The organism is Bradyrhizobium cosmicum (assembly GCF_007290395.2).
In the GTDB taxonomy this organism is placed as follows: Bacteria; Pseudomonadota; Alphaproteobacteria; order Rhizobiales; family Xanthobacteraceae; genus Bradyrhizobium; species Bradyrhizobium cosmicum.
Map to the genome: position 1 here is coordinate 6,962,675 of NZ_CP041656.2, position 22,446 is coordinate 6,985,120.

A 22,446-nucleotide genomic window follows, 5' to 3' on the forward strand; every position below is an offset into this window, starting at 1 on the left:
GGCTGGCTTCGCCTCGCCCCGCTTGCGGGGAGAGGCCGGCGCGAAGCGACGGGTGAGGGGGGCCTCCGCGAGTCCAACTGCCGCCGTCCCCGCGGAGGCTCCCCCTCACCCCAACCCTCTCCCCGCAAGCGGGGAGAGGGAGAACATCACTCCGACATCGGCTTGTCGGAGATGTCCCAGTCCTTGCCGGTGAAGGTGGAGATAAAGAGGGTCTTCATCGGCGTGTAGTCGTCGGGCGTGTAGCTGTAGTTCACGCCGTCGAGGAAGTAGGGCGAGTGGAAGCCGTTGAGGTTCGACGCCTGCTTCAGCACGTTGGCGCGGGTGAGATCGTCGCCGCAGCGGCGCAGGATCTCGCCCATGGTCACAGCCTGGCCGTAGCCGGCGAACGCGATCGTGTTGTCCTGATCGATCGCCGGCGTGTACTTCTTGCGCAGCTCCTCGAACGCCATCACGTCGGGGTCCTTCTCCCATTTGGGCAGGCCGACTTCCTTGTTGTAGCGGATGGCGACGATGCCGGTGGCGTTTTCGAGACCCGCGGCGTTGAGGATCGAGCGGCCGGTGGAGCCTGCCGACAAGAGTTGCAGCGGCTTCCAGCCAAGCTCGACGACCTTGCGGATCGACTGCGACGTCGCCTTGCCGGTGGTGATGTTGTAGAAGACATCGGCACCCGACTTCGAGAGGTTGATGAGCTGGGAATCGACGGTCGGCTCGGTGAGATCATAGGTCTGCTCCATGATCACCTTCGCGGTACCACCGGCGTCTTCCAGGACCTTCTTGAAGGGCCCGAGGAAGTCGCGGCCGAAATCGTCGTTCTGATAGAGGATGCCGATCTTGGCGTTCGGCTTCACGCTCACGACGTGCCGCGCCAGGATGCGCGCCTCGGTCGGATAGAGCGGCAGGCCCGCCATGGTCCATTTGAACTCTTTCGGGTTGTTCCACTTCGACGCGCCGGTGTTGAGCAGCAGCTGCGGCACGCCCTTGGAGTTCAGGTATTTGTGCACGGAGGTTTGCGGCGCGGTGCCGAGCGAGCCGTAGAGCGCGAGCACCTCTTCCTGCTCGACGAGACGCCGTGTCGCCTCGACGCATTTCGGCGCGCTGTAGGCGTCGTCCATGGTGAGGAACTTGACCTTGCGTCCGTTGATGCCGCCCTTCTCGTTCAGCATCTGGAAATAGGCCTCACCGATGCGGCCAAGCACGCCATAGAGCGAGCCGGGACCGGAATGCGGCACGGTCTGCCCGATCTTGATCTCGGTGTCGCTGGCACCCGCATCGTATTTCTTCTCGGCGGCCCAGACGTAAGGCGCGGGCAATGTGGATGCTGCGATGGTTGCGAGCGCGCCAGCGCTGAAATCGCGCCGCGATGGATTCTTCGTCATTGTTTTGTTTCTCCCTAGTGCGCGCATTGTGCTGGCATCGCAGCTCCGCTCGCAAGTGGGAAGTCGTCGCTTTGCGACGCAATGACGCTCAAATTGCAGAGGGTTTAGCGCCTAGACTCAAGTTTTCTCGACGACGACAACGAGACCCTTGACCGGCTCGTTGTTCTCGACGCGCGGCGAGGCCGGCTCCAATGTCAACAGCTTGAGGCCGGCCATCGCAATCGCATCGCGTGCATATTCCGCCGAATGGGCATAGCGCAGGCCTTCGCCAAGAACGATGCCGTTGCCATCATGCGTCTCCAGCGTGAAGGCGAGCACGCCACCGGATGCGAGGACTCGCTGTGCTTCACTCAGCACCGGCGCGAGATCGGAGAGATAGACGAAGGCATCCGCGGCGACGACGAGGTTCACGCATCCATCGTCCTTGCTGCGCAGGCCTTCGATCATGTCGGCGACTTCGAGCTCGGCATAAAGACCGGTGGCACGTGCCTGCTTGATCATGCCGGGCGACAGATCGATGCCGGTGAATTGATCGACCTGCTTGGCGAAGGCGGCGGCCGCGAGCCCCGTGCCGCAGCCGAGATCGATGGCGCGCTTGAACAAAGCGGGCTTCTTCGCAGCGACGCGGGCGGCCACCACCGCCTTGAAGATCAGCGACGGCGCGCGGTAGCCGAGATCGTTGACCAGGACATGCTCGAAGCGCGGCGCATATTGATCGAACAGGGCCTGCACATAGGCCTTGGGCATCTCGGACAATTGCTCGTCGCCGAGCCGTATCAGATGCAAATGGGCGCCATGCTTGTCGTCGGGATCGGCCTCGCGCGATTTTCGAAATGCCGCGATCGCCTTGTCGCGCTCGCCAAGCTGGGCGCGGATTTCGCCGAGCGTGAACCAGGCCGAGGTAAAATTCGGCGCGAGCTCGATGGCCTGCTCTATGAGGTCGGCGGCGGCGGGCAGATCGCCCTTGAGCTGGAGGTCGCGCGCGAACTCGAAACGACGGTCGGCCATGAGATCGCCGGAGGAGTGGAACAGGCGCAGGGGCATTGGGAACCAGGAAGCGAAGCGGGCGAATGACTCGAAGACGCGGGGTCGCAACCTATATAACAGGCATGCGTCCGCAAGACATCCTGTTGCCAGCTGCTGCCGGCCTGTGCTGCAAGCCCGGCGGCTTCCATATCGACCCTGTCCGCCCGGTCGAACGGGCCGTGATCACCCACGGCCATTCCGACCATGCCCGCGCCGGCCATGGCGCGGTGCTGGCGACGCAGGAAACGCTGGACATGATGCGTCTGCGCTACGGCGAGAACTTTGCCGGATCGACGCAGGCGATCGGTTACAGCGAGGAGATCCGGCTCGGCGATGTCAGGGTGAAATTTCATCCAGCCGGTCATGTGCTGGGCTCGGCGCAGATCGCGGTGACCTGCAAGGACACCTGCATCGTTGCCTCCGGCGACTACAAGGATGCACCCGACCCGACCTGCACGCCGTTCGAGCTGGTGCCCTGCGACGTCTTCATCACCGAGGCCACCTTTGGGCTGCCGGTGTTCCGGCACGGCGATGCCTCCGACGAGGTCGAGAAGCTGCTCGCCTCCGTCGCGCTGTTTCCCGAGCGCGCGCATCTCGTCGGCGCCTATTCGCTCGGCAAGGCGCAGCGTGTGATCAAGCTGCTGCGGCAGGCCGGCTATGACGCGCCAATCTACCTGCATGGCGCGATGGAGAAGATCACGCATTACTACGAGAGCCGGGGGATCGATCTCGGTGAGCTCCGGCCGGTGATGGGCGTGAAGAAGGCGGCGCTTGCCGGCACCATCACGCTGGCGCCGCCGTCGGCGACGTCGGACGTCTGGACGCGCCGCTTTCCCGATCCCGTCACCGCGTTCGCGTCGGGCTGGATGCGCGTGCGCGCCCGCGCCCGGCAGCGCGGCATCGAGCTGCCGCTGGTGATCTCTGATCATGCCGACTGGGACGGCCTCACCGCCACCATCGCCGCGACCGGCGCCGGCGAAATCTGGGTGACGCACGGGCAGGAAGACGCGCTGGTGCATTGGTGTCAGTCGCAGGGCCTGCGGGCGCAGCCGCTCGATCTCGTCGGCTATGGCGACGAAGAGGAAAGCGAGACGCCGCTTGCCGACGAGGCCGAGGCATGAACCGCTTCGCCGAACTGCTCGACCGCCTCGCCTACGAGCCCGGCCGCAACAACAAGCTGCGGTTGATCACCAGCTATTTTCGCGAGACCGGCGATCCCGACCGCGGCTACGCGCTGGCGGCGCTCACAGGCGCGCTCAGCTTCAAGCACGCCAAGCCGGCGCTGATCCGCGACCTGATCGCATCGCGCACTGATCCGGTGCTGTTTGGACTGAGCTACGACTACGTCGGCGATCTCTCGGAGACGGTAGCGTTGATGTGGCCGAAGGCGGCGCTGGCTGCGCACAACAATCCACCCCCCCCCACCCTCACCGAGGTCGTCACCACGCTGCGCACGCTCGGCAAGACCGAGCTGCCGAAACAACTGGAGCGCTGGCTCGACGAGCTCGACGAGACCGGCCGCTGGGCATTGCTGAAACTCGTCACCGGGAGCTTGCGCATCGGCATCTCCGCGCGGCTGGCGAAGACTGCAGCCGCAGCGCTCGGCGGCAAGGATCCGCACGAGGTCGAGCTGATCTGGCCGGGCCTCAGCGCCCCCTATCTCGACCTGTTCGCCTGGCTCGAAGGCCGCGGCGACAAGCCGGTCAATCTCGATCCCGCGCCGTTCCGCCCCGTGATGCTGGCGCATGCAATCGAAGATGCAGACTTCCAGAACCTCGATCCCGCCGACTACATCGCCGAATGGAAATGGGACGGCATCCGGGTGCAGGCTGTGGCTGGCCGCGACGAGCGCGGCCAAATCACGGCGCGGCTCTATTCGCGCACCGGCGAGGACATCACGGGAAGCTTTCCGGACCTCGTGCCCTCGCTGCGGCTGCCAGGCGCGATCGACGGCGAGCTGCTGATCCTGCGCGAAGGCCGCGTGCAGAGCTTCAACGTGCTGCAGCAGCGGCTCAACCGCAAGCTCGTCTCGCCGAAGCTGATCAAGGAGTTTCCGATTCACCTGCGCGCCTACGATCTGCTCGGCGACGACGAGAACGATCTGCGCGAGCTGTCTTTCGCGGGGCGGCGCGAACGGCTGGAGACGTTCGTCGCGAAGCTTGGGGATCCCCGCATTGATCTGTCGCCCACCGTCCCCTTCACGAGCTGGGACGCATTGACTGCCGCGCGGGCCGATCCTGCGAGTGCAGGCGCGGGCGAGGATGCCGACGCGGTCGAGGGCGTGATGCTGAAACGGCGTGATGCGCCGTACCTGCCCGGGCGGCCGAAGGGGCAATGGTGGAAGTGGAAGCGCGATCCGCACATCATCGATGCCGTCCTGATGTATGCGCAGCGCGGCCACGGCAAGCGCTCGTCCTATTATTCCGATTACACCTTCGGTGTCTGGACCGAGACGGAGGTCGGCGAGGAGCTGGTGCCGGTTGGCAAGGCCTATTTCGGCTTCACCGACGAGGAGTTGTTGCAGATCGACCGCTTCGTCCGCCGCAACACCACCGAAAAGTTCGGCCCCGTCCGCCATGTCGTGCATGAAGGCGACAAGGGGCTGGTGCTGGAGGTCGCCTTCGAGGGCCTTCAGCGCTCACCGCGGCACAAATCCGGCGTCGCCATGCGCTTTCCCCGCATCAGCCGCCTGCGCTGGGACAAGCCCCCGCGCGAGGCGGACCGGCTGGAAACGCTGGAAAAAATGCTGAAGACGGACGAATCCCTGCCAACAATTAAGGTTGCGGCATCCGCCGACAACCATTGACGAGGGAATACCGGTTCCCCATGTGCCCCGCCGTGACCTATAATGGGGTCAGATCCCCGCGAGGAGTTTTTTGAGATGGTCCAAGACGTCAGAGATTTGCCGGCCGGCCGCAGCGATGGGCTGAACCGCTTTCTCGGCGGCTCGCCGCTGGCGGTCGCGTTTCGCCTGGTCCTGCTCTCGATCCTGGTCGGCGTCGTGCTCGCCGCGATCGGCTTCGATCCCTGGAACATCCTCACCAGCATCCGCCTGCTGTTCCAGCGCCTGTGGGATCTCGGCTTCGACACGGTGAACTGGCTGTGGCGCTACTTCCTGCTCGGCGCCGTCATCGTGATCCCGGTCTGGCTGCTGATGCGCGTGTTCGGCGCACCGCGCGGCCGGTAGGCCGACCGGGCGACGGGTCGGTCAACGCACTGATGCACGCGCCCGCTCATCCCAGGGTCGGCTCACGCCAGGTCTTCGCCATCGCCGGTCCCGCGATGGTCGCGAACCTGACCACGCCGCTGATCGGCGTGGTCTCGACCACCGCGATCGGAAGGCTGGACGATGCCGCGCTGCTCGGCGGCGTCGCGATGGCGTCGGTGATCTTCGACTGCCTGTTCTGGCTGTTCGGCTTCCTGCGCATGAGCACGCTCGCCTTCACCGCGCAGGCGCTGGGCGCCGGCGAGACCCGCGAGCTGACCGCGATCCTGATGCGCGGCTTTATCGTCGCCGGCCTGATCGGCGCGGCGTTGATCGCGTTGCAAATGCCGCTCGCCGCCGCGCTGTTCGACCTGATGGGCGGCAGCGAAGGCGTCACGCGCGCCGCCAAGTCCTATTTCATGATCCGGATCTGGTCGGCGCCACTCGCCCTCGCCAACTACGTCATACTCGGCTGGCTGATCGGCCAGGCCCGCGCCAATCCGGCGCTGTTGCTCCAGGTCGCCATCAACCTCGTCAACATGGTGGCGACGATTCTGCTGGTGCTGGTCTACGACACCGGCATCGCGGGCGCGGCAGTCGCCGCGCTGCTGTCGGAGACGGTCGGTTTCATGCTCGGTATGATCGTGTGCCGGCACTTTGCGGATGGCGGGCTTGCCATTCCTCGCGCGACACTGTTCGACCGGGACAAGCTGATGCGGCTGCTGTCGGTGAACTCCGACATCTTGATCCGCACCGCGGCGCTGATCGCCGTCTTCCTGTTCTTCACCGCCAAGGGAGCCCGCGCCGGCGACGTCACGCTGGCCGCAAACTCCGTGCTCAACAATTTCCTGCTGGTCAGCGCCTTCTTCCTCGACGGACTTGCGAATGCGGCCCAGCAGCTCTGCGGCCGCACCTATGGCGCGCGCGATGCCAGGGGCTTTGCGGATTCGACCCGGCTGGTGCTGCTATGGGGACTCGGCTTCGCGCTGGTGGTCGCGGTGCTGTTCGCCCTGTTCGGGCCGGCCCTGATCGATTTCATGACGGCGAGCGAAGCCGTCAGGCGAGCTGCGCGCGAGTTCCTGCCGTTCGTCGTGTTCGCGCCCCTACCCGGCGTTTTCGCCTTCGGCTTCGATGGCATCTATATCGGCGCGACCTGGGCGCGCGAGATGCGCAATCTGATGCTGGCCGCGCTTGCAATCTTCCTTGTCACCTGGTGGGCGTTGCAATCGTTCGGCAATGCCGGGCTGTGGTGGGCGTTGATCGCGTCCTACGTCGCGCGCGGCGGCTTGCAGGGCGCGCGGTACCCGGCGCTGTATCGGGCAACGTTCTCTTCTCCTTCGCCCCGCTTGCGAGGGCGAGACGAGCAGAGCTCGCTCTGAGAAGGTCGGGATGAGGGGGAGTCTCCGCGAGGACGGTGAGAGTGGGATTCGTGGAGAGTCCCCTTCACCCGGAATTTGCTCTCGCAAATTCCGGCCTCTCCCCGCAAGCGGGGAGAGGCGAAGGAAGACTCACATCCCCGGCCAGTCTTCCGCAGTCAGCGTCGCCGCATCCGCGCCGACGATCTCCGACAGCGAATCCCGCCCTGTCCGCAGCAGCGTCGAGGTCAGGTCGCGCTTGATCTCGTCGACGAGACCAAGGCCCTTGTAGACCAGCGACGAATAGAGCTGGATCAGGCTCGCGCCCGCACGGATCTTCGTCAGCGCGGCGCCACCGGAATCGACGCCGCCGACGCCGATCAAGGGGAATGCGCCCTCGACGCGCACATAGGTCTCGGCAACCATGCGCGTCGACAGGCGGAACAGCGGCCGGCCGGACAGGCCGCCCTGCTCCTTGGCGCGCGTGTCCTCGCGCAGCGTGCTCGGCCGCGCGATGGTCGTGTTGGAGACGATCATGCCGTCGACCCGGCGCGAGCGCGCCACCTGCACGACGTCGTCGAGCTGGGCGAGGCTCAGATCCGGCGCGATCTTGAGCAGCACCGGCGTGTCGCCGGCCTTCTGGCGCACCCGCTCGCGTGCGTCGATCACGCGCCCGAGGAGATCGTCGAGCAGCGCGCCTTCCTGCAGATTGCGCAGGCCCGGCGTGTTCGGCGAGGAGACGTTGACGGTGAAGTAGCTCGCCACCGGCGCAAAGGTCTCGATCAGCTTGACGTAGTCGGCGACACGATCGGCTGAATCCTTGTTGGCGCCGACATTGACGCCGACGATGCCGCCGTGCTGCGCGCGCGCGGCAAGCCGGCGCAGCACCACTTCGGCGCCGTCATTGTTGAAGCCCATGCGGTTGATGACGGCCTCGTCGCGCTCGAGGCGAAACAGCCGCGGCCGCGGATTGCCGGCCTGCGGCTTCGGCGTCACCGAACCGATCTCGACGAAACCGAAGCCGAGTCGCAGCAGCGCGTCCGGCACCTCCGCGCTCTTGTCGAAACCCGCGGCCATGCCGATTGGATTGGGGAAGTTGAGCCCGAAGGCGCGCACCGCGAGCTTGGGATCGCCGGCGCGCGGCTTGCCCGGCGGCAGGAAGCGCAGGCCCTGGATCGCGAGGCGATGCGCATCCTCCGGATCGAGCCAGCGCAGCACCGGAAGCGAAAAAGCGTCGAAGGCGCGGATCACGGCAGAAGCTCCGGAATGTCGTGGCCGCCATCGGAGCGCATGTTGAGGTTTATCACCGAGAGCACCGCGCCGAGATCGAGCTCGCCATAGAGATGCGGAAACAGCTCCTCGTTGCGCGAGCGCTCCCAGCGCAATTCGCCGCCAAGCGCATCGCCGTCGACCTCGACCAGGAACAGCGCCCGCTGGCCGAAATAATGCTTGCGCAAGGTCTCTGGAACCTGAGCGGCGGTCGAGAAGTGGATGAAACCGTCGCGCGAATCGTCCTCGCTGCCGAGGTAAACACCCTGCCGTTCCGCCTCGCGCCAGGCCGAGGCCGGACAGATTTTGTAGATCTTGACCACCGCTTGCGGAGCCCTTTGAATTTCCCGGGTTTTTTCGGTCTCTTGCGGGTCTTGAAACCCGGGCGCGACCGTAAAGGCGGCTCCCCCTGAACTCAAGAGTTAGAGCCGCCCCTTGCACGGGAAACGGAAAACCGGTTGATTTGAGGACAGTTTTCCTGAGTTGCTACGGGCTGGACCTTTCATGGTCAGGCAGGCCAAAGCGCAGAGGATACTCTCTCACGACCAGATCTGGGTCGCGCTGGATCGGCTGGCGGAGCGCGCCGGCCTGTCGCCGTCCGGTCTTGCCAGGCGCGCCGGGCTCGACCCCACCACCTTCAACAGGTCCAAGCGCGTCACCGCCGACGGCCGCGAGCGCTGGCCCTCCACCGAATCGATCGCCAAGGCGCTGGCGGCGACCGGCGACTCGCTCGATACCTTTGCCAGACTGGTCGGCGACGATCCAGGCGACGGCCGTTCGCTGCCGCTGCTCGATTTTGCGCTGGCCGGCGCGAGCGGCGCCTTCGACGAGCAAGGCCATCCCTCCGGCAAGGGCTGGACCGAGACCGCGCTTCCCACCGACGAGGACAGCCACATCTTTGCGATGGAGATCTCCGGCGACGCGCTCGCGCCGGTGTATCGCAGCGGCGACATCATCCTGGTCTCGCCCCGCGCGCCGATCCGCAAAGGGGATCGCGTGGTGGTGAAGACCAAAGCGGGCGAAGTCACGATCGCGACGTTGAAGCGACGCACGGCCCGGTCGCTGGAATTGCAGCCGCTCGAAGCGGCGCAGTCCGAGCGCACAATCGCGGCGAACGACGTCGGCTGGATCGCGCGCATCTTGTGGGCAAGCCAGTGATTGCACCGCGACCGGATCATGACACCGGCCGCGACGCATCTCTCCCCGGCGACTTGCGACTCAGCGCTGCTCTCGCTTAGGTTCCCCACGCATTGCCGATCGAATTTTTCGCAGGGGGAATATGATGAATCGCCGTCATGCATTGAAGGCTTTAGCGGGTCTCGCGCTCTGTCCGGTGTGCAAGCCGAGCTTCGCCGCCGAAGGCGCGCATTGGAGCTATGAGGGCGCCGGCGCCCCGGCCAAATGGGGCGATCTCGATGCAGCCAACAAGGCCTGCGCGGTCGGCCTGCAGCAATCGCCGATCGACATCGAAGCGACGGTCAAATCGCAATTGCCCGCGCTGAAGGTGAACTGGGGCAAGAGCGCCGACACCATCGTCAACAACGGGCATACCATCCAACTCAACTTCGCCGAAGGCAGCACGCTCACGCTCGGCGACGTCAAGTACAAGTTGCTCCAGGTGCACTTCCACCGCCCGAGCGAGCACCAGATCGGCGGCAAGAATTTTCCGATGGAGGCGCATTTCGTCCATCGCAACGATGCAGGCGGTCTCGCGGTGGTCGGCGTACTGATGGCCGAGGGCAGGCCGAACGCCGCCTTCGGCAAGATCGTCAAGACCATGCCGGCGGCCGAAGGGCCCGCGGTGAAAGCCGATCCGAGCATCGATCCCCACGCTATGCTGCCCACGAAGCTCAGCTATTTCCGCTATCCCGGCTCGCTGACCACGCCGCCCTGCTCCGAAGTCGTCGAATGGCTGCTGCTGACCACCCCGGTCCAGGTGTCGGCGGCCGACGTCGCGGCGTTCGCAAAACTCTATCCGATGAACGCCCGCCCGGTGCAGAAGGACAACCGGCGCTACGTGCTGCGCTCGATCTGAGCGGCGGCAGCAGATCCTACGCGCTCCGCGCCAGCGCGCCGTCGATCATGTTCACTGCGTTCTGGATGCCGTACACCGCCACGAAGGAGCCGAAACGCGGCCCCTTCTCCTGGCCGAGCAGCACCTGGTAGAGCATATTGAACCAGTCGAGCGTCACGCCCGGCCGGCCGTCCTTGCCCTTCTTGACCTGGTCGAGGAACGGCTCGCGGCGGCCGATCTCGTAGACCACGTTCTGGATGTCTTCCGGCGTTGCATCCTGCGGCAACTGCGACAGCGCGTCGCGCAGATCCTGCAACGCGGCGCGCTCGACCTCGGTCGGTTCGCGGAACTGCTTCGTCGGCGCGACGAAGTCGCGGTAATAGTTGATGGCGTAGCCGACCATCGCATCGAGCTTTGGATGCGTCTGCGGGCTTACGCCGGGACGGTAGCGGCCGATGAAGCCCCATAGCGTCTCGGCATTCTCCGCATTCGACGACGACACCAGCGTGAGCAGGAGCTGGAAGGTGACGGGCATATCGCCCTTCGGCGGATGGCCGCTGTGGACGTGCCAGACCGGATTGCCGAGCTGCTGCTTGCCGTCCTGCTTGGCGAAGCCGTCGATGAACTGCTGGTAGTCGTCGACGTTGCGCGGGATGACGTCGAAATACAGCCGCTTGGCCGCCTTCGGCTCGCGATACATGAACAGCGACAGCGATTCCGGCGAGGCGTAGCGCAGCCATTCGTCGATGGTGAGGCCATTGCCCTTCGACTTCGAGATCTTCTGGCCCTTCTCGTCGAGGAAGAGCTCGTAGTTGAAGCCTTCGGGCGGGGTGCCGCCGAGCGCCCTGGCGATCGCACCGGACAGCTTCACGGAGTCGATCAGATCCTTGCCGGCCATCTCGTAGTCGACGCCGAGCGCAACCCAGCGCATCGCCCAGTCGGCCTTCCACTGGCATTTTACATTTCCGCCGGTGACGGGAGTTTCAACTTCCTGGTTGGTGTCAGGATCGACATACGTCACGGTGCCCGCCGCGACGTCGCGGCGGATCATCGGCACCTGCAGCACGACACCCGTGGTCTTGCTGATGGGCAGGAACGGCGAATAGGTCGCGCGGCGATCCGGGCCGAGCGTCGGCAGGATGATCGCCATCACCTTGTCGTAGGCAGCTAGCATCTTCAGCAGCGTCGCGTCGAAGCGGCCGGACGTATAATAGTCGGTCGAGCTGGCGAACTCGTAGTCGAAGCCGAAATGGTCGAGGAAGGCGCGCAGACGCGCGTTGTTGTGCGCGCCGAACGACGGGTACTCGTTGGAGAACGGATCCGGCACGCGCGTCAGCGGCTTGCCGAGATGCGCGGCCAGCATCTCCTTGTTGGGGACGTTGTCGGGCACTTTCCGAAACCCGTCCATGTCGTCGGAGAAGGCGAGCAGGCGCGTCTTGATCTTGTCTTCAGTCAGCACGCGGAAGGCGTGGCGCACCATCGAGGTGCGCGCGACCTCGCCGAACGTGCCGATATGCGGCAGGCCGGACGGGCCGTAGCCGGTCTCGAACAGCACCTCGTCCTTGGGGCTCTTCTTCAGCCGCGCGACAATGGCCTTCGCCTGCTCGAACGGCCAGGCGTTGGATTGTTCGGCGAGCGCACGCAGGTCGCTCGGGCTAGCGGCAAGATCGATAACGGACATCAGGGCCTCCGGGCCGCGGAAAATAGCGATTTCCGGGCCAAATGCAATTTTGTGGGGCGAAGCAGCCGCCTCAGCCGTCATTGCGAGCGAAGCGAAGCAATCCAGAATCTTTCCGCGGAAACAGTCTGGATTGCTTCGTCGCTGCGCTCCTCGCAATGACCGTGAGGAAGCAGCGAAACTAAAACGGGCTCACCGAAAAATACCGCAGCCACAGATCGGTGTAGCGGCCTTTTTCCCAGACGCGGAACAGGGCCCAGTTCAGGGCCTGGCGCAGCACGTCGTTGCCCTTGCGGACGGCGATGCCGATGCCTTCGCCGAAGAAGCGGCTCTCGACGAACGGGCCGCCGGAGAAGGCGCAGCAATCGCCGGAATCGGTGCCGTTGATCCAGAACGCCAGCGAGATGGCATCACCGAAGATGAAATCGACCTCGCCCTTGCGCAAGGCGCTCCGGAGCGCGTCGTCGTTGGGATAGCCGTGCAGCTCGGCGTCGGTGAACATCGCCTTCAGATAGGCCTCATGCGCGGAGCCGGCGATCACCCCGACCTTCTTGCCTTCGAGATATTCGGGCCGGATCTCCGGCATCACCGCGTCCTTGCGCGAGGCGAAGCGCGCCGGCACGCGGTAATAGGGATCGGTGAAGTCGACGCGGGCGCGCAGCTGCGGGCTCACCGCCATCGAGGCGATGATGGCATCGCCGCGGTTGGAGGAGAGTGCATCGACCAGCGTCTCGAAGCGGCGCATCTGCACCGTGCAGGTGACCTTGATCTCATCGCACAGCGCGCGGGCCAGGTCGACATTGAAGCCGGCGGGGTTGCCGTCCGCGCCGGTGTAGTTGAACGGCGGATAGTCGGTCTCGGTCAGGAAGCGGATCACGGTCAGGCGTGACAGGTCCGGCCGCTCCGGCCGCCGCCGCGGGTCCCAGAATCCGGGCACGGCCTGCGGTGCAGCCTGGGGAGCGACCTGTGTTGCGGCCTGGGGGGCCGCTGGAGGCTGCTTGGCCGGAGCCTGGGCCTCGGCGGCCGTCAGGCCCGAAAGCAGGCAAACGCCGGCCGCCATGCCAAGCAGGACACGGCGCACGGTTTTTGACGATCTTGCCTGTCGCGACGGGGCCATCGGCGGGAAATGAACGAATTTCGTTGGGATCGGAGGGCGTTATAGACCATCCGCCCGGGAACGCGAGTGCCGATTGCGGCTAAGGGTGGAGCCTAGAGATACCGCTTCAGGTCCGCCGCCGCCTCTTCCGGCGTCCGCTTCAGGTTGAACGGCGAGACGAACCGGCCGTCGCGATCCATTAGATAGATCAGCGCGGTGTGGTCCATGGTGTAGTCGCCGTCCTTGGTCGGGACCTTCTTGGCGTAGACCCGGTAGGACTTAATGACGTTGGCGATCGCCTCGGGATCGCCGCTAAGGCCTTCGAGATGCGGGTCGAAGCTCGACAGATAGTCCTTCATCGTCGCGGGTGTATCGCGCTCGGGATCGACCGAGATGAAGACGGCATTGACCTTGTCGGCGTCCTTGCCCATCGCGCGCAGCACTTCCGAGATCTCGAACAGCGAGGTCGGGCACACGTCGGGGCAATGGGTGTAGCCGAAGAAGATCAGGGTCGGCTTGCCCTTCAGGTTCTTGTCGGTGACGGCTTTGCCGTGCTGGTCGGTGAGCTGGAACGGCCCCCCGATCGCGGCCGGCTGCGCCACTTTGCTGACCCCGCCCATGGCCCAGAACACGAGCAGCAGCCCGACGATGAGGCTTGCGGCGAAGGCGGTCGCGATCACCAGCGGACGGGCGGCTGAACTCATGAGCGGAAAACTTCCTGTCGCGGGTCAGAAGCAGGCGGCAAAGCCGGTCCTGATCATTTCGAAGAACACCTGGCTGCCATAGTGGAACCACAGCGCCAGTGCGCCGAGCACGACCAGCCCGCCGACTCCGGCGCCAGCTGACAGCAGCACGAGCGGAAGCCGGCCGGCAGTGGGCGAATTGTCCTGTACCGGATGGGTGGGGTGCAGTGGTTGAGCCATGACAATTATCGGGGCGAAGGCCGCGGTTCCTGCCCTTCAAATAGGCTTCAGCCCGCCCGCGGGCAAGCGCCACGGGCGGACCAAGGATCACGTCATGCTGACAGTCTCAGCGAAGCAGCTGGCCCCGAGCGGACTCCAGCTCTTCCGTCTTCGGTGAAGGTCGTGGCGAGGCGGGCCTGCTGGTGGAAGCCTGCGCGTCCAGGTAGCAGGGCTTGTACATGGCCTGGAGCTGCTTGCCCTTCAGGAACAGCATATGCGGGGTGAGGCCGCCGCGCTGGTTGATCCACCGTTTCACCTGCGACGGATACATCGCATAGAGCATCTGCGTCGCCTCGGTGTTGGTGACGGCGCGGCCGTTGGTGCCGAAGTCCCAGGCGGCGTGGAAGCCCAGCGTCGCGTGCGAGGTCACACAGATGCGGTCGTGCGGGATGGCGCCGAGGACGATGGTGCAGGCCGAGGCGCAGAGTCCGTCGATGATGACGGTGTCACCGGACTGACGCAGGTCCTGGTACTTGTCGACGTAGGTTCCGATCCGGCCGCCGCGGTCATCCGCGATCCGAACCACCGCGTGAGAAGTCCCCATGCCCACGATCAGGAGAACCGCCGCGAGCAACCCCGTCAGAACCTTCATTGTCCCCCGCCCCAGTCGAATTCGAATCCGCGTGTCAGGTGGTGATGCGCAGCTAGCGTCGGTCGTAACCGGGGTTTTGTCTAGGCACGCCGTCTCGTTCAAAACAAATTCAAATCCAGTGTTGCGCCCGCGCTGCACTTCAGGCCCGTCTCGGTCTCAAAGTGGAACAAGTTAACGATGTCTTACGCGACAAGCGCTTGATCTCGGCTGCAACCGCTGGCTTCAATCCCGTGCAACTACAGGGGAACCATGAAGGGGGAGACGCATGGCTGAAGAGACTGATGTCATCGTCGTCGGTGCAGGCCTGTCTGGACTGGTGGCCGCGACCGAAATCGCGGATGCGGGCAAGCGCGTCGTCGTCCTCGACCAGGAGGGCGAGCAGTCGCTGGGCGGCCAGGCCTTCTGGTCGTTCGGCGGCTTATTCCTGGTCAATTCGCCGGAGCAGCGCCGGCTCGGCATCAAGGACTCGGTCGAGCTTGCGATGCAGGACTGGCTCGGCACCGCCGGCTTCGACCGCGACGATGATTTCTGGCCGCGCCAATGGGCCGAGGCCTATGTGGCTTTCGCGGCAGGCGAGAAGCGCGACTGGCTGCGCGCGATGGGCCATCGCATCTTCCCCGTGGTCGGCTGGGCCGAGCGCGGCGGCTATGACGCGATGGGCCACGGCAACTCGGTACCGCGTTTCCACGTCACCTGGGGAACCGGGCCCGGCATCGTCGAGCCGTTCGAGCGCCGTGCGCGCGAGGCCGTGAAGAGCGGGCGCCTCACCTTCAAGTTCCGCCATCGGGTCGATGCCCTCTCCATCACCAATGGCACGGTGGACGGCGTCAGCGGCGCCGTCCTCGCGCCCGACACGATCGAGCGCGGCAAAAGCTCTTCGCGCAATTCCGTCGGCGAATTTGCGCTGAAGGCGCAGGCGGTGATCGTGGCGTCCGGCGGCATCGGCGGCAATCACGAGCTGGTGCGTCAAAACTGGCCGAAGCGGCTCGGCGAGCCGCCCAAGTTCATGATCTCCGGCGTGCCCGAGCATGTCGACGGCCGCATGATCGGCATCACCGAAAAATCAGGCGCACGGCTGATCAACCGCGACCGCATGTGGCATTATGTCGAGGGCATCCAGAACTGGAATCCGATCTGGCCGCGCCACGGCATCCGCATCCTGCCAGGCCCATCCTCGATGTGGTTCGACGCCACGGGCACGCGATTGCCGGCGCCGCTGTTCCCGGGCTCCGACACGCTCGGCCAGCTCCAGTACATCATGTCCACCGGCTACGAATACTCCTGGTTCATCCTCACCCAGAGCATCATCAAGAAGGAATTTGCACTGTCGGGATCGGAGCAGAACCCTGATCTGACCGGCAAGAGCTGGCGCATGACATTGCGCCGCGCCACCAACAAGGGCGCGCCGGCGCCGGTGGAGGCCTTCAAGAGCCATGGTGTCGACTTCATCGTGCGCGACAGGCTGGAGGATCTCGTCGCGGAGATGAACAAGCTCGCCGGCAGCGACCTCCTCAAGCTCGAGCACATCAGGATGCAGATCGAGGCGCGCGACCGCGAGATCGCCAACCCCTACGTCAAGGATGCGCAGGTGATGAACATCCACAATGCGCGGCGCTATATCGGCGACAAGCTGATCCGCACCGCCGCGCCGCACCGCATCCTCGATCCCGCGCGGGGACCGCTGATCGCGGTCAAGCTCAACATCCTCACCCGCAAGACGCTGGGCGGCTTCGAGACCGATCTCGACTCGCGCGTCTTCGGCAGCGAGGGCAGCGTCATTCCCGGCCTCTATGCGGTTGGCGAAGCCGCGGGCTTCGGCGGCGGCGGCGTGCACGGCTATCGCTCGCTGGAAGGCACCTTCCTCGGCGGCTGCCTGTTCTCGGGCCGCAATGCGGGCCGCGCGGCGGCGAAAGCTGTAGGGTGATGCGTGCGGCAATGTGGCCGCTCCAGCCGATTTCAGTAAGCGACGCATGCATGCCCGGGCACGCATGCGTACCCGGGGTGGCAGAGCGCGGGGCACTGGGCTAGACAGGGCCGCCATTCCACCAGGAGATCCCAAATGAGCATTCAGCGTTTCGAGACCGGCCCGCGCATGAGCCAGGCCGTCGTGCACGGCAACACCGTCTATCTCGCCGGCGTCGTCGCCAACAAGGCGGCCGGCGAAAGCGTGACGAAGCAGACCCAGGACATCCTGGCGACCATCGACAGCCATCTCGCCAAGGCCGGCACCGACAAGTCGAAGCTGCTCTCCGCCACGATCTACATCACCGACATGAAGACCTTCGGCGAGATGAACGCGGTGTGGGACGCCTGGGTCTCGCCCGGCAACACCCCGGCCCGTGCCACCGTCGAAGCCAAGCTGGCCGCGGCGCAGTACACCGTCGAGATCATGGTCACCGCGGCGAAGTAATCTTCGCGCCAAGATAAATTCACGCGCGCTGATAACCTCCGAGGTAATCGATCGGCGCGCGTGAACCTTCGATAGTGACGGCCAGCCGAACATCACGGCGCCATCGAAGGAGCAGGCCATGACCGACCCCATCACCATCGCCCACCGCTACATCGAGCTCTGGAACGAGCGTGCAGCCGGCCGACGCCGCGAGTTGCTCAGCGAGGCCTGGACCGCGGATGCGAGCTATGTCGATCCCCTGATGAAGGGCGACGGCCCGGACGGTATCGACGCGCTGGTCGCGGGCGTCCAGCAGCGTTTTCCCGACTTCAGGTTCAAGCTGATCGGCGAGCCCAACGGCTACGGCGACCATGTGCGCTTCAGTTGGGGTCTCGGTCCCGACGGTGTCGACAGCCCGATCAAGGGCACGGATTTCGCCGTGCTGAAGGACGGACGCATCAGGAGCATCACCGGATTTCTGGATCAAGTACCCGCTGGGGCGTGAGCGCGCTCTTACCCTCCCTGGAGGGGGAGGGTCGGCTCACATGAAGCGTAGCGCAATGTGAGACTGGGTGGGGTGACGGTCTCTCCGCGACGAACAGTGCCCGTGTGGAGAGATCACCCCACCCCGCTCGCGCTGCGCGCGATCGACCCTCCCCCTCCAGGGGAGGGTAAGCAAAAATCCGGCGCTTATCTGGCTGTTGCCAACCGATACGCAGCCTTCGTATTCACCCCGAATGCCTTCTCGTGCACACCCGGACCGAGCTTCATCAGGCACGCTTCTAGCGCGCCCTTGATTTCGCCATAGCTGCCCGCCAGCAAACACACCGGCCAGTCGGAGCCGAAGATCAAACGATCCTCACCGAAACATGTCGCGGCATGCTGGACGAACGGAAACAGCCGTTCTGCATCCCAGTCGTTCCATTTCGCTTCCGTCGCGAGCCCCGAGATCTTGCACCAGACATTGCCGCAAGCGGCGAGCGCCTTGATGCGATCGGCCCATTCGGCGCTTCCGCCGGACGCGATCGGCGGTTTGGCGGCGTGGTCGAGCACGAAGCGCGCCTTCGAAAACGCCTTTGCGGTTGCGATCGCCGCCGGTAGCTCACGGGTGCGGACGAGGAAATCATAGGCGAGATCGCGGGCGAACAAGGCGGTGAGGCCACGCTGGACGTCGGCGCGGAGCAGCCAGTCAGGATCGGGCTCGTCGTGAATCTGGTGGCGGATGCCGACGAGCTTGTCCCCGCCCGGCGCAGCGCACAGCCGGTCGAGCGTGTCGCCGAGCCCGGGGTCCGTCAGATCGACCCAGCCGACCACGCCGACGACGGAGGGCATCGCATGCGCGATGCGCAGGAATTCTTCTGTCTCCTCCAGCGCGGAGCGGCACTGCACCACGACGCTGGCGTCGATGCCGTTCGCTTCCAGCAGCGGCGCGAGATCGGCGGGACCGAAGGCGCGGCGGATCGGCGCCAGCTCGGGCGCATCCATCCAGGGATAGTCGGCGCGCGTCGGATCCCAGAAATGCTGGTGGCCATCGATGATCATGGCTCACGCCCCGCCCGGCAGCGGAGCGCGTGCGTCGACCAGGTTTCGCGCGCGCAATTCCTGCCAGAAGGCTTGCGGGATCGTCGCCTGCGACATCGCGATGTTGTCGGCGATTTCGGCAGCGTTGCGCGCGCCCATCACGGCGACGGTGACCGCCGGATGGGCCATACCAAATTGGAGCGCGGCGGCCTTCAGCTCGGTGCCGTGCTTGCGGCAGAGCTCATCCAGTTCGAGTGCCCGCGCGATCAGCGCCGCATCGGCGTCCTGATAGTTGAACTTCGCGCTCGTGCGCGGATTGGCCAGGATGCCGCTGTTGTAGATGCCGCCGAGCAGGATGCCGATGTGCTTCGCCGTGCAGACCGGAAACAGCGCATTCAGCGCGCCCTGGTCGAGCAGCGTGTAGCGGCCGGCGAGCAGGAAGCAGTCGACCGGCACGGCCTCGGCAAACCGGACTGGCATCTCCGACTGGTTCATGCCGGCGCCGATCGCCTTGACCGTGCCGTCATCGCGCAAGCGCTGCAGCGCGCGGAAGGCGCCGGCAATTGCGTCGTCATAGTGATCGTCGGGATCGTGCACCAGCAGGACGTCGACACGGTCGAGCCCGAGCCGGGCAAGGCTCTCCTCGACCGAGCGCATCACGCCGTCATAACTGAAATCGAACACCGGCCGCTCGCGCTGTCCGCTCTTGTAGAAGTCGTCCTCGGCGGCAGCGCCATCGGGCGCGCGCAGCAGGCGGCCGACCTTGGTCGAGATGACATAGGAATCGCGCGGCTGCTGCCGCAGGAAAGTCCCCAACCGCCGTTCGGCCAAGCCGAAGCCGTAGAGCGGCGCGGTGTCGTAGAAGCGGATGCCGGCCGACCAGCCGCGTTCGAGAGTGGCGTACGCATCGGCATCGCTGACGGGTCTGAACAATCCGCCTAGCGGAGCGGAACCGAGGCCGATTGAGGTGACGTCGAGGGTGCCGAGCCGCGATCGTTTCATTCCAAATCCTTCCAACAGCCCAAATCATCTCTCCCGCCCGCGGAGACCGCAAGCGGGAGAGGCACGCAGGAGCGCGGGGCTGGCGGCGCTCCTACTTCAACATCTGCGCGACGTTGTCCTTGGTGACGAGATCGAGACCGGTATAGACGATCTCCGGCACCTTCTCGCCTTTCTTGATGGCGAGCAGCGTGTCCATCGCTTTCTCGCCCATCTCGAACGGACGCTGGCCGACCAGCGCATTGGCATAGCCGTCGCGCAGCAGCTCGAGCTGCATCTTCAGCGTATCCGCGACGACGAGCGTGAACTTGCCGGAATCGATGTCCTTCTTCGACCTCGAGGCAAAGGCCTTGAAACCCTCGGGGGCGAACATCGGCCAGCCGCCGATGGGAACGATCGCGGCGAGGTCGGGCGTCGAAGTCCGCACGTCGGTCATCTGCTGGACCGCCAGCGCGGGATCGTCGTTGCAGAACGTCGGAGACCCCGCGACCTCGGTCCATTTCGATCCCTTCAGCGCCTCGCGGACGCCGTCGACGCGCTCAGCCAGGTTCTTGGCACCTGGACCGCCCGAGACCATCGCGTACTTGCCGCCATCGGGCCGGAGTTTTAGCAATTGCTTGCCGAGCGCAACGCCGAATTCCTTGTTGTTGGTGCCGATATAGGCGATGCGCTTGGAGCCGGGTGCATCGGCATCGAAGGTGATGACGGGGATGCCGGCAGCGGTCGCCGCCTCGATCGACTTGGACATGGCCGCGACGTCGGCGACCGAGATGGCGAGGCCGTCGACCTTCTGGGTGATGAAGTCCTGGATGATCTGCGCCTGTGTCGCGGGCTCGTGCTCGACCGGCCCCTTGTAGATGCACTCGATATTGCCGAGCTCCTTGGCGCGCTTCTGGCAGCCATCGCGCGCGAAGTCGAAGAACGGATTGTTCATCGCCTTGGGCACGATGACGAAACGGTAGTTCGCGGCAAGCGCCGGCGTTGCCATCAGCGCGACGGCGATGCCGGCAACAAGAAGTTTCCTCATGGTCTCCTCCACCCTTGTTTGGCGCCCATCCTCTCAAAATCGTCCGGGAAGCGGACAGGCGGCATTTTCGTTGCCCTCCCGAACGACGTCATTTCAGACCATCCGCGAGCGGATGCGGTCGACCAGCACGGCCAGGATGATGATCACGCCCACCAGCGTCTGCTGCCAGTAGGAGGAGACCTGCGCCAGCACGAGACCGTTGCGGATCACCTCCAGCAGCACGCAGCCGACGATGGCCCCTAACGGGCCACCGATACCGCCGGCAAGGTTGGCCCCGCCGATCACGGCCGCCGCGATCACGTTGAGCTCATATGAGGTCGCCATGTTGGCCGGCGCCGACCCAAGCCAGCCGGAGATGATGATGCCCTGAAGGCCTGCTGCGAGCGCGCAGGTCACATAGACCTCGATCTTCACCCGGACGACCGGGATGCCCGTGAGTTCGGCCGCCTTCTCGTTGCCGCCGAGCGCGAACACGTGACGGCCAAACGCGGTGTGGTGCAGCACCACCGCCATCGCCAGCGCGAGGATCACGAGATAAATGAATGGCACGGGCACGCCGAGCACGTCGCCCGAGGTTAGCGCGTAGAAATAATCGGCATCCGGGCCGCTCGGAAAACTGCCGCGTCCGTTGGACACGACATAGCCAAGCCCGCGCACGATCGAGAGCATGCCGAGCGTGGTGACGAAGGGTGACAGGCCCAGCACGGCGATGCAAAAGCCGTTGACGAGGCCGGCGACCAGTGCAACGCCGAGTCCCGCGAGAAGCGAGATCAGCAGGATCAGGCCCGGGACATTGGCGAGCACGGTCTTGCCGTCGGCCGCCATATGCACGAAGAGCGAGGCGCCAAGACCTCCAGGCGTCGACAGCTCGGTCATGACCATCGAGGTGATCATGGCCGAGAAGCACATCATCGAGCCCACCGAGAGATCGATGCCGCCGGTGATGATCACGAAGGTGACGCCGAGCGTGGCGATGGCGATGAATGAGAAATTCTTCGCTACGTTCTGGATGTTGCCTTCGGTGAAGAAATACGGACTGGCGAAATGCATGACCACCAGCAGCACCGCCAGCGCGAGCAGGACATATCCGGTCTGGGACGCGAAGATGCCGCGCTGCCACCATCTGATCCGGCCGACGTTCGAGAAGGTGATCGGAGATTCCAGGGGCATGGCCATCACGCCGTCTCCTTCGCGCCGGTGATGAGGGCAGTGACTTCCTCAGGGCTGGTCTCGTGGATCGGCTTGTCTGCCCGCTTCTCGCCGCGGCGCATGACGATGACGCGGTCACACACCGCGAACACGTCGGGCATGCGATGCGAGATCAGCATCACCGCGACGCCCTGCTCCTTCAGTCGGTGGATCAGGCCAAGCACCTGCTCGACCTGGCGGACCGAGATCGCGGCCGTCGGCTCGTCCATCATCACCAGCCTTGCATTGGAGAGCCGGGTGCGCGCGATGGCCACGGCCTGACGCTGGCCGCCCGACATCTGCTTGACCAGATCGTCAGGCCGTGTTTCCGAGCGCAGCTCGCCGAACAATTCCAGCGCACGCGCCGCCATTGCTTTGTGGTCGAGAAGAGCGAGCGGCCCGAATTTGCGCTTCAGTTCGCGGCCGAGGAAGACGTTGCCGGCTGCGGTCAGATTGTCGGCCAGTGCGAGGTCTTGGTAGACCACCTCGATGCCGACCGCGCGGGCATCGACGGGCCGGGTGAAATGGACCGCACTGCCGGCAAAGCGGACCTCGCCGTGCGTTGGGCGGAAATTGCCGGCGATGATCTTGACCAGCGTCGACTTGCCCGCGCCGTTGTCGCCCATCAGCCCGACCACCTCGCCCGGCAACACCTGCATGTCGACGCCATGCAGCGCGCGGATCGCGCCGAACTCCTTGCCGATGCCTTGGAGTTCGAGGACCGGTGTTGTTTCAGTACTTGTCATCAG

The 22,446-nt window shown here is 65.1% G+C and carries 23 protein-coding genes; 9 read left to right on the forward strand and 14 right to left on the reverse strand.

All coding sequences use genetic code 11. From position 1 onward, the window contains the following. Window positions 1–146 precede the first annotated feature (146 nt). Both FNV92_RS33200 and FNV92_RS33205 read right to left on the reverse strand, forming a co-directional pair. Window positions 147–1,376, reverse strand: a complete 1,230-nt coding sequence (locus FNV92_RS33200; protein ID WP_143842926.1) for an ABC transporter substrate-binding protein — start codon at window positions 1,374–1,376, stop codon at window positions 147–149. A 117-nt stretch (window positions 1,377–1,493) separates the two neighbouring features. Beyond that, window positions 1,494–2,420, reverse strand: a complete 927-nt coding sequence (locus tag FNV92_RS33205) for a class I SAM-dependent DNA methyltransferase (protein ID WP_143842925.1) — start codon at window positions 2,418–2,420, stop codon at window positions 1,494–1,496. A gap of 65 nt (window positions 2,421–2,485) precedes the next feature. Here FNV92_RS33205 and FNV92_RS33210 point away from each other — a divergent pair, with 65 nt between their 5' ends. From FNV92_RS33210 to FNV92_RS33225, 4 genes are all read left to right on the forward strand, one after another. After that, window positions 2,486–3,523 (forward strand): ligase-associated DNA damage response exonuclease, encoded by a 1,038-nt coding sequence (locus tag FNV92_RS33210; RefSeq protein ID WP_143842924.1) that lies wholly within the window; start codon window positions 2,486–2,488, stop codon window positions 3,521–3,523. Continuing rightward, window positions 3,520–5,208: an ATP-dependent DNA ligase gene (locus FNV92_RS33215; protein WP_143842923.1), complete on the forward strand. Its 1,689-nt coding sequence runs from the start codon at window positions 3,520–3,522 to the stop codon at window positions 5,206–5,208. Before FNV92_RS33210 ends, FNV92_RS33215 begins: the two co-directional genes overlap by 4 nt. A 75-nt stretch (window positions 5,209–5,283) precedes the next feature. Further along, window positions 5,284–5,589, forward strand: coding sequence for a DUF6460 domain-containing protein (locus FNV92_RS33220; RefSeq protein WP_143842922.1), 306 nt, complete (start codon window positions 5,284–5,286; stop codon window positions 5,587–5,589). A gap of 32 nt (window positions 5,590–5,621) precedes the next feature. Continuing rightward, on the forward strand, window positions 5,622–6,986 hold the full coding sequence (locus FNV92_RS33225) for an MATE family efflux transporter (RefSeq protein ID WP_143842921.1): 1,365 nt from the start codon (window positions 5,622–5,624) through the stop codon (window positions 6,984–6,986). A 129-nt stretch (window positions 6,987–7,115) separates the two neighbouring features. On the opposite strand, the gene FNV92_RS33230 is transcribed toward FNV92_RS33225, so the two are convergent. Together FNV92_RS33230 and FNV92_RS33235 are read right to left on the reverse strand one after the other, a co-directional pair. Then, window positions 7,116–8,213: a quinone-dependent dihydroorotate dehydrogenase gene (locus tag FNV92_RS33230; RefSeq protein ID WP_143842920.1), complete on the reverse strand. Its 1,098-nt coding sequence runs from the start codon at window positions 8,211–8,213 to the stop codon at window positions 7,116–7,118. Then, the gene (locus FNV92_RS33235; RefSeq protein WP_143842919.1) at window positions 8,210–8,554 is read right to left on the reverse strand and encodes a DUF952 domain-containing protein; all 345 of its coding nucleotides are present in this window, start codon (window positions 8,552–8,554) and stop codon (window positions 8,210–8,212) included. Before FNV92_RS33235 ends, FNV92_RS33230 begins: the two co-directional genes overlap by 4 nt. A 181-nt stretch (window positions 8,555–8,735) precedes the next feature. Here FNV92_RS33235 and FNV92_RS33240 point away from each other — a divergent pair, with 181 nt between their 5' ends. After that, window positions 8,736–9,389 carry a S24 family peptidase gene (locus FNV92_RS33240; protein ID WP_143842918.1) on the forward strand — a complete coding sequence of 218 codons (654 nt, stop codon included), beginning with the start codon at window positions 8,736–8,738 and terminating at the stop codon, window positions 9,387–9,389. Window positions 9,390–9,513: 124 nt separating this feature from the next. Then, window positions 9,514–10,266 (forward strand): carbonic anhydrase, encoded by a 753-nt coding sequence (locus tag FNV92_RS33245; protein WP_143842917.1) that lies wholly within the window; start codon window positions 9,514–9,516, stop codon window positions 10,264–10,266. Between the two features lie 16 nt (window positions 10,267–10,282). Here the strand turns inward: FNV92_RS33245 and FNV92_RS33250 are convergent, their stop codons facing one another. The 5 genes from FNV92_RS33250 to FNV92_RS33270 form a co-directional block, all read right to left on the reverse strand. Then, window positions 10,283–11,926 (reverse strand): lysine--tRNA ligase, encoded by a 1,644-nt coding sequence (locus FNV92_RS33250; RefSeq protein WP_143842916.1) that lies wholly within the window; start codon window positions 11,924–11,926, stop codon window positions 10,283–10,285. 178 nt (window positions 11,927–12,104) lie between these two features. Further along, complete coding sequence (locus FNV92_RS33255) at window positions 12,105–13,040, reverse strand: transporter substrate-binding domain-containing protein (RefSeq protein WP_143842915.1); 936 nt, start codon at window positions 13,038–13,040, stop codon at window positions 12,105–12,107. Between the two features lie 92 nt (window positions 13,041–13,132). Next, a complete protein-coding gene (locus FNV92_RS33260) occupies window positions 13,133–13,723 on the reverse strand; it encodes an SCO family protein (RefSeq protein WP_143842914.1) in 591 nt (196 codons plus the stop codon). Between the two features lie 24 nt (window positions 13,724–13,747). Further along, entirely contained in the window at window positions 13,748–13,942 is a 195-nt protein-coding gene (locus FNV92_RS33265; RefSeq protein ID WP_015689122.1) for a hypothetical protein, read from the reverse strand. 106 nt (window positions 13,943–14,048) lie between these two features. Next, window positions 14,049–14,573: a Clp protease/crotonase-like domain-containing protein gene (locus FNV92_RS33270; protein ID WP_015689123.1), complete on the reverse strand. Its 525-nt coding sequence runs from the start codon at window positions 14,571–14,573 to the stop codon at window positions 14,049–14,051. 265 nt (window positions 14,574–14,838) lie between these two features. Here FNV92_RS33270 and FNV92_RS33275 point away from each other — a divergent pair, with 265 nt between their 5' ends. From FNV92_RS33275 to FNV92_RS33285, 3 genes are all read left to right on the forward strand, one after another. After that, a complete protein-coding gene (locus FNV92_RS33275; RefSeq protein ID WP_143842912.1) occupies window positions 14,839–16,497 on the forward strand; it encodes an FAD-binding dehydrogenase in 1,659 nt (552 codons plus the stop codon). A gap of 135 nt (window positions 16,498–16,632) precedes the next feature. Beyond that, the gene (locus FNV92_RS33280; protein ID WP_015689125.1) at window positions 16,633–16,983 is read left to right on the forward strand and encodes a RidA family protein; all 351 of its coding nucleotides are present in this window, start codon (window positions 16,633–16,635) and stop codon (window positions 16,981–16,983) included. Window positions 16,984–17,101: 118 nt separating this feature from the next. Then, window positions 17,102–17,467 carry a nuclear transport factor 2 family protein gene (locus FNV92_RS33285; RefSeq protein WP_143842911.1) on the forward strand — a complete coding sequence of 122 codons (366 nt, stop codon included), beginning with the start codon at window positions 17,102–17,104 and terminating at the stop codon, window positions 17,465–17,467. 185 nt (window positions 17,468–17,652) lie between these two features. On the opposite strand, the gene FNV92_RS33290 is transcribed toward FNV92_RS33285, so the two are convergent. From FNV92_RS33290 to FNV92_RS33310, 5 genes are all read right to left on the reverse strand, one after another. Beyond that, the gene (locus FNV92_RS33290) at window positions 17,653–18,504 is read right to left on the reverse strand and encodes an amidohydrolase family protein (protein ID WP_143842910.1); all 852 of its coding nucleotides are present in this window, start codon (window positions 18,502–18,504) and stop codon (window positions 17,653–17,655) included. 3 nt (window positions 18,505–18,507) lie between these two features. Then, window positions 18,508–19,485, reverse strand: a complete 978-nt coding sequence (locus FNV92_RS33295; protein ID WP_143842909.1) for an aldo/keto reductase — start codon at window positions 19,483–19,485, stop codon at window positions 18,508–18,510. A 91-nt stretch (window positions 19,486–19,576) separates the two neighbouring features. After that, window positions 19,577–20,509, reverse strand: coding sequence for a sugar-binding protein (locus FNV92_RS33300; protein WP_168213440.1), 933 nt, complete (start codon window positions 20,507–20,509; stop codon window positions 19,577–19,579). Window positions 20,510–20,602: 93 nt separating this feature from the next. Next, on the reverse strand, window positions 20,603–21,685 hold the full coding sequence (locus tag FNV92_RS33305) for an ABC transporter permease (RefSeq protein WP_168213439.1): 1,083 nt from the start codon (window positions 21,683–21,685) through the stop codon (window positions 20,603–20,605). Continuing rightward, entirely contained in the window at window positions 21,685–22,443 is a 759-nt protein-coding gene (locus FNV92_RS33310; protein ID WP_143842906.1) for an ATP-binding cassette domain-containing protein, read from the reverse strand. The genes FNV92_RS33305 and FNV92_RS33310 overlap by 1 nt, the downstream gene beginning before the upstream one ends. Window positions 22,444–22,446 lie beyond the last annotated feature (3 nt).

Bases quoted from the DNA above. Each gene is read 5' to 3' on its own strand.
- FNV92_RS33285 (WP_143842911.1), top strand. From the start codon at position 17,102: ATGACCGACCCCATCACCATCGCCCACCGCTACATCGAGCTCTGGAAC.
- FNV92_RS33280 (WP_015689125.1), top strand. From the start codon at position 16,633: ATGAGCATTCAGCGTTTCGAGACCGGCCCGCGCATGAGCCAGGCCGTC.
- FNV92_RS33275 (WP_143842912.1), top strand. From the start codon at position 14,839: ATGGCTGAAGAGACTGATGTCATCGTCGTCGGTGCAGGCCTGTCTGGA.
- FNV92_RS33255 (WP_143842915.1), bottom strand. From the start codon at position 13,040: ATGGCCCCGTCGCGACAGGCAAGATCGTCAAAAACCGTGCGCCGTGTC.
- FNV92_RS33215 (WP_143842923.1), top strand. From the start codon at position 3,520: ATGAACCGCTTCGCCGAACTGCTCGACCGCCTCGCCTACGAGCCCGGC.
- FNV92_RS33220 (WP_143842922.1), top strand. From the start codon at position 5,284: ATGGTCCAAGACGTCAGAGATTTGCCGGCCGGCCGCAGCGATGGGCTG.
- FNV92_RS33265 (WP_015689122.1), bottom strand. From the start codon at position 13,942: ATGGCTCAACCACTGCACCCCACCCATCCGGTACAGGACAATTCGCCC.
- FNV92_RS33310 (WP_143842906.1), bottom strand. From the start codon at position 22,443: ATGACAAGTACTGAAACAACACCGGTCCTCGAACTCCAAGGCATCGGC.
- FNV92_RS33260 (WP_143842914.1), bottom strand. From the start codon at position 13,723: ATGAGTTCAGCCGCCCGTCCGCTGGTGATCGCGACCGCCTTCGCCGCA.
- FNV92_RS33225 (WP_143842921.1), top strand. From the start codon at position 5,622: ATGCACGCGCCCGCTCATCCCAGGGTCGGCTCACGCCAGGTCTTCGCC.
- FNV92_RS33290 (WP_143842910.1), bottom strand. From the start codon at position 18,504: ATGATCATCGATGGCCACCAGCATTTCTGGGATCCGACGCGCGCCGAC.
- FNV92_RS33245 (WP_143842917.1), top strand. From the start codon at position 9,514: ATGAATCGCCGTCATGCATTGAAGGCTTTAGCGGGTCTCGCGCTCTGT.
- FNV92_RS33305 (WP_168213439.1), bottom strand. From the start codon at position 21,685: ATGGCCATGCCCCTGGAATCTCCGATCACCTTCTCGAACGTCGGCCGG.
- FNV92_RS33240 (WP_143842918.1), top strand. From the start codon at position 8,736: ATGGTCAGGCAGGCCAAAGCGCAGAGGATACTCTCTCACGACCAGATC.
- FNV92_RS33300 (WP_168213440.1), bottom strand. From the start codon at position 20,509: ATGAGGAAACTTCTTGTTGCCGGCATCGCCGTCGCGCTGATGGCAACG.
- FNV92_RS33210 (WP_143842924.1), top strand. From the start codon at position 2,486: ATGCGTCCGCAAGACATCCTGTTGCCAGCTGCTGCCGGCCTGTGCTGC.
- FNV92_RS33295 (WP_143842909.1), bottom strand. From the start codon at position 19,485: ATGAAACGATCGCGGCTCGGCACCCTCGACGTCACCTCAATCGGCCTC.
- FNV92_RS33250 (WP_143842916.1), bottom strand. From the start codon at position 11,926: ATGTCCGTTATCGATCTTGCCGCTAGCCCGAGCGACCTGCGTGCGCTC.
- FNV92_RS33205 (WP_143842925.1), bottom strand. From the start codon at position 2,420: ATGCCCCTGCGCCTGTTCCACTCCTCCGGCGATCTCATGGCCGACCGT.
- FNV92_RS33270 (WP_015689123.1), bottom strand. From the start codon at position 14,573: ATGAAGGTTCTGACGGGGTTGCTCGCGGCGGTTCTCCTGATCGTGGGC.
- FNV92_RS33200 (WP_143842926.1), bottom strand. From the start codon at position 1,376: ATGACGAAGAATCCATCGCGGCGCGATTTCAGCGCTGGCGCGCTCGCA.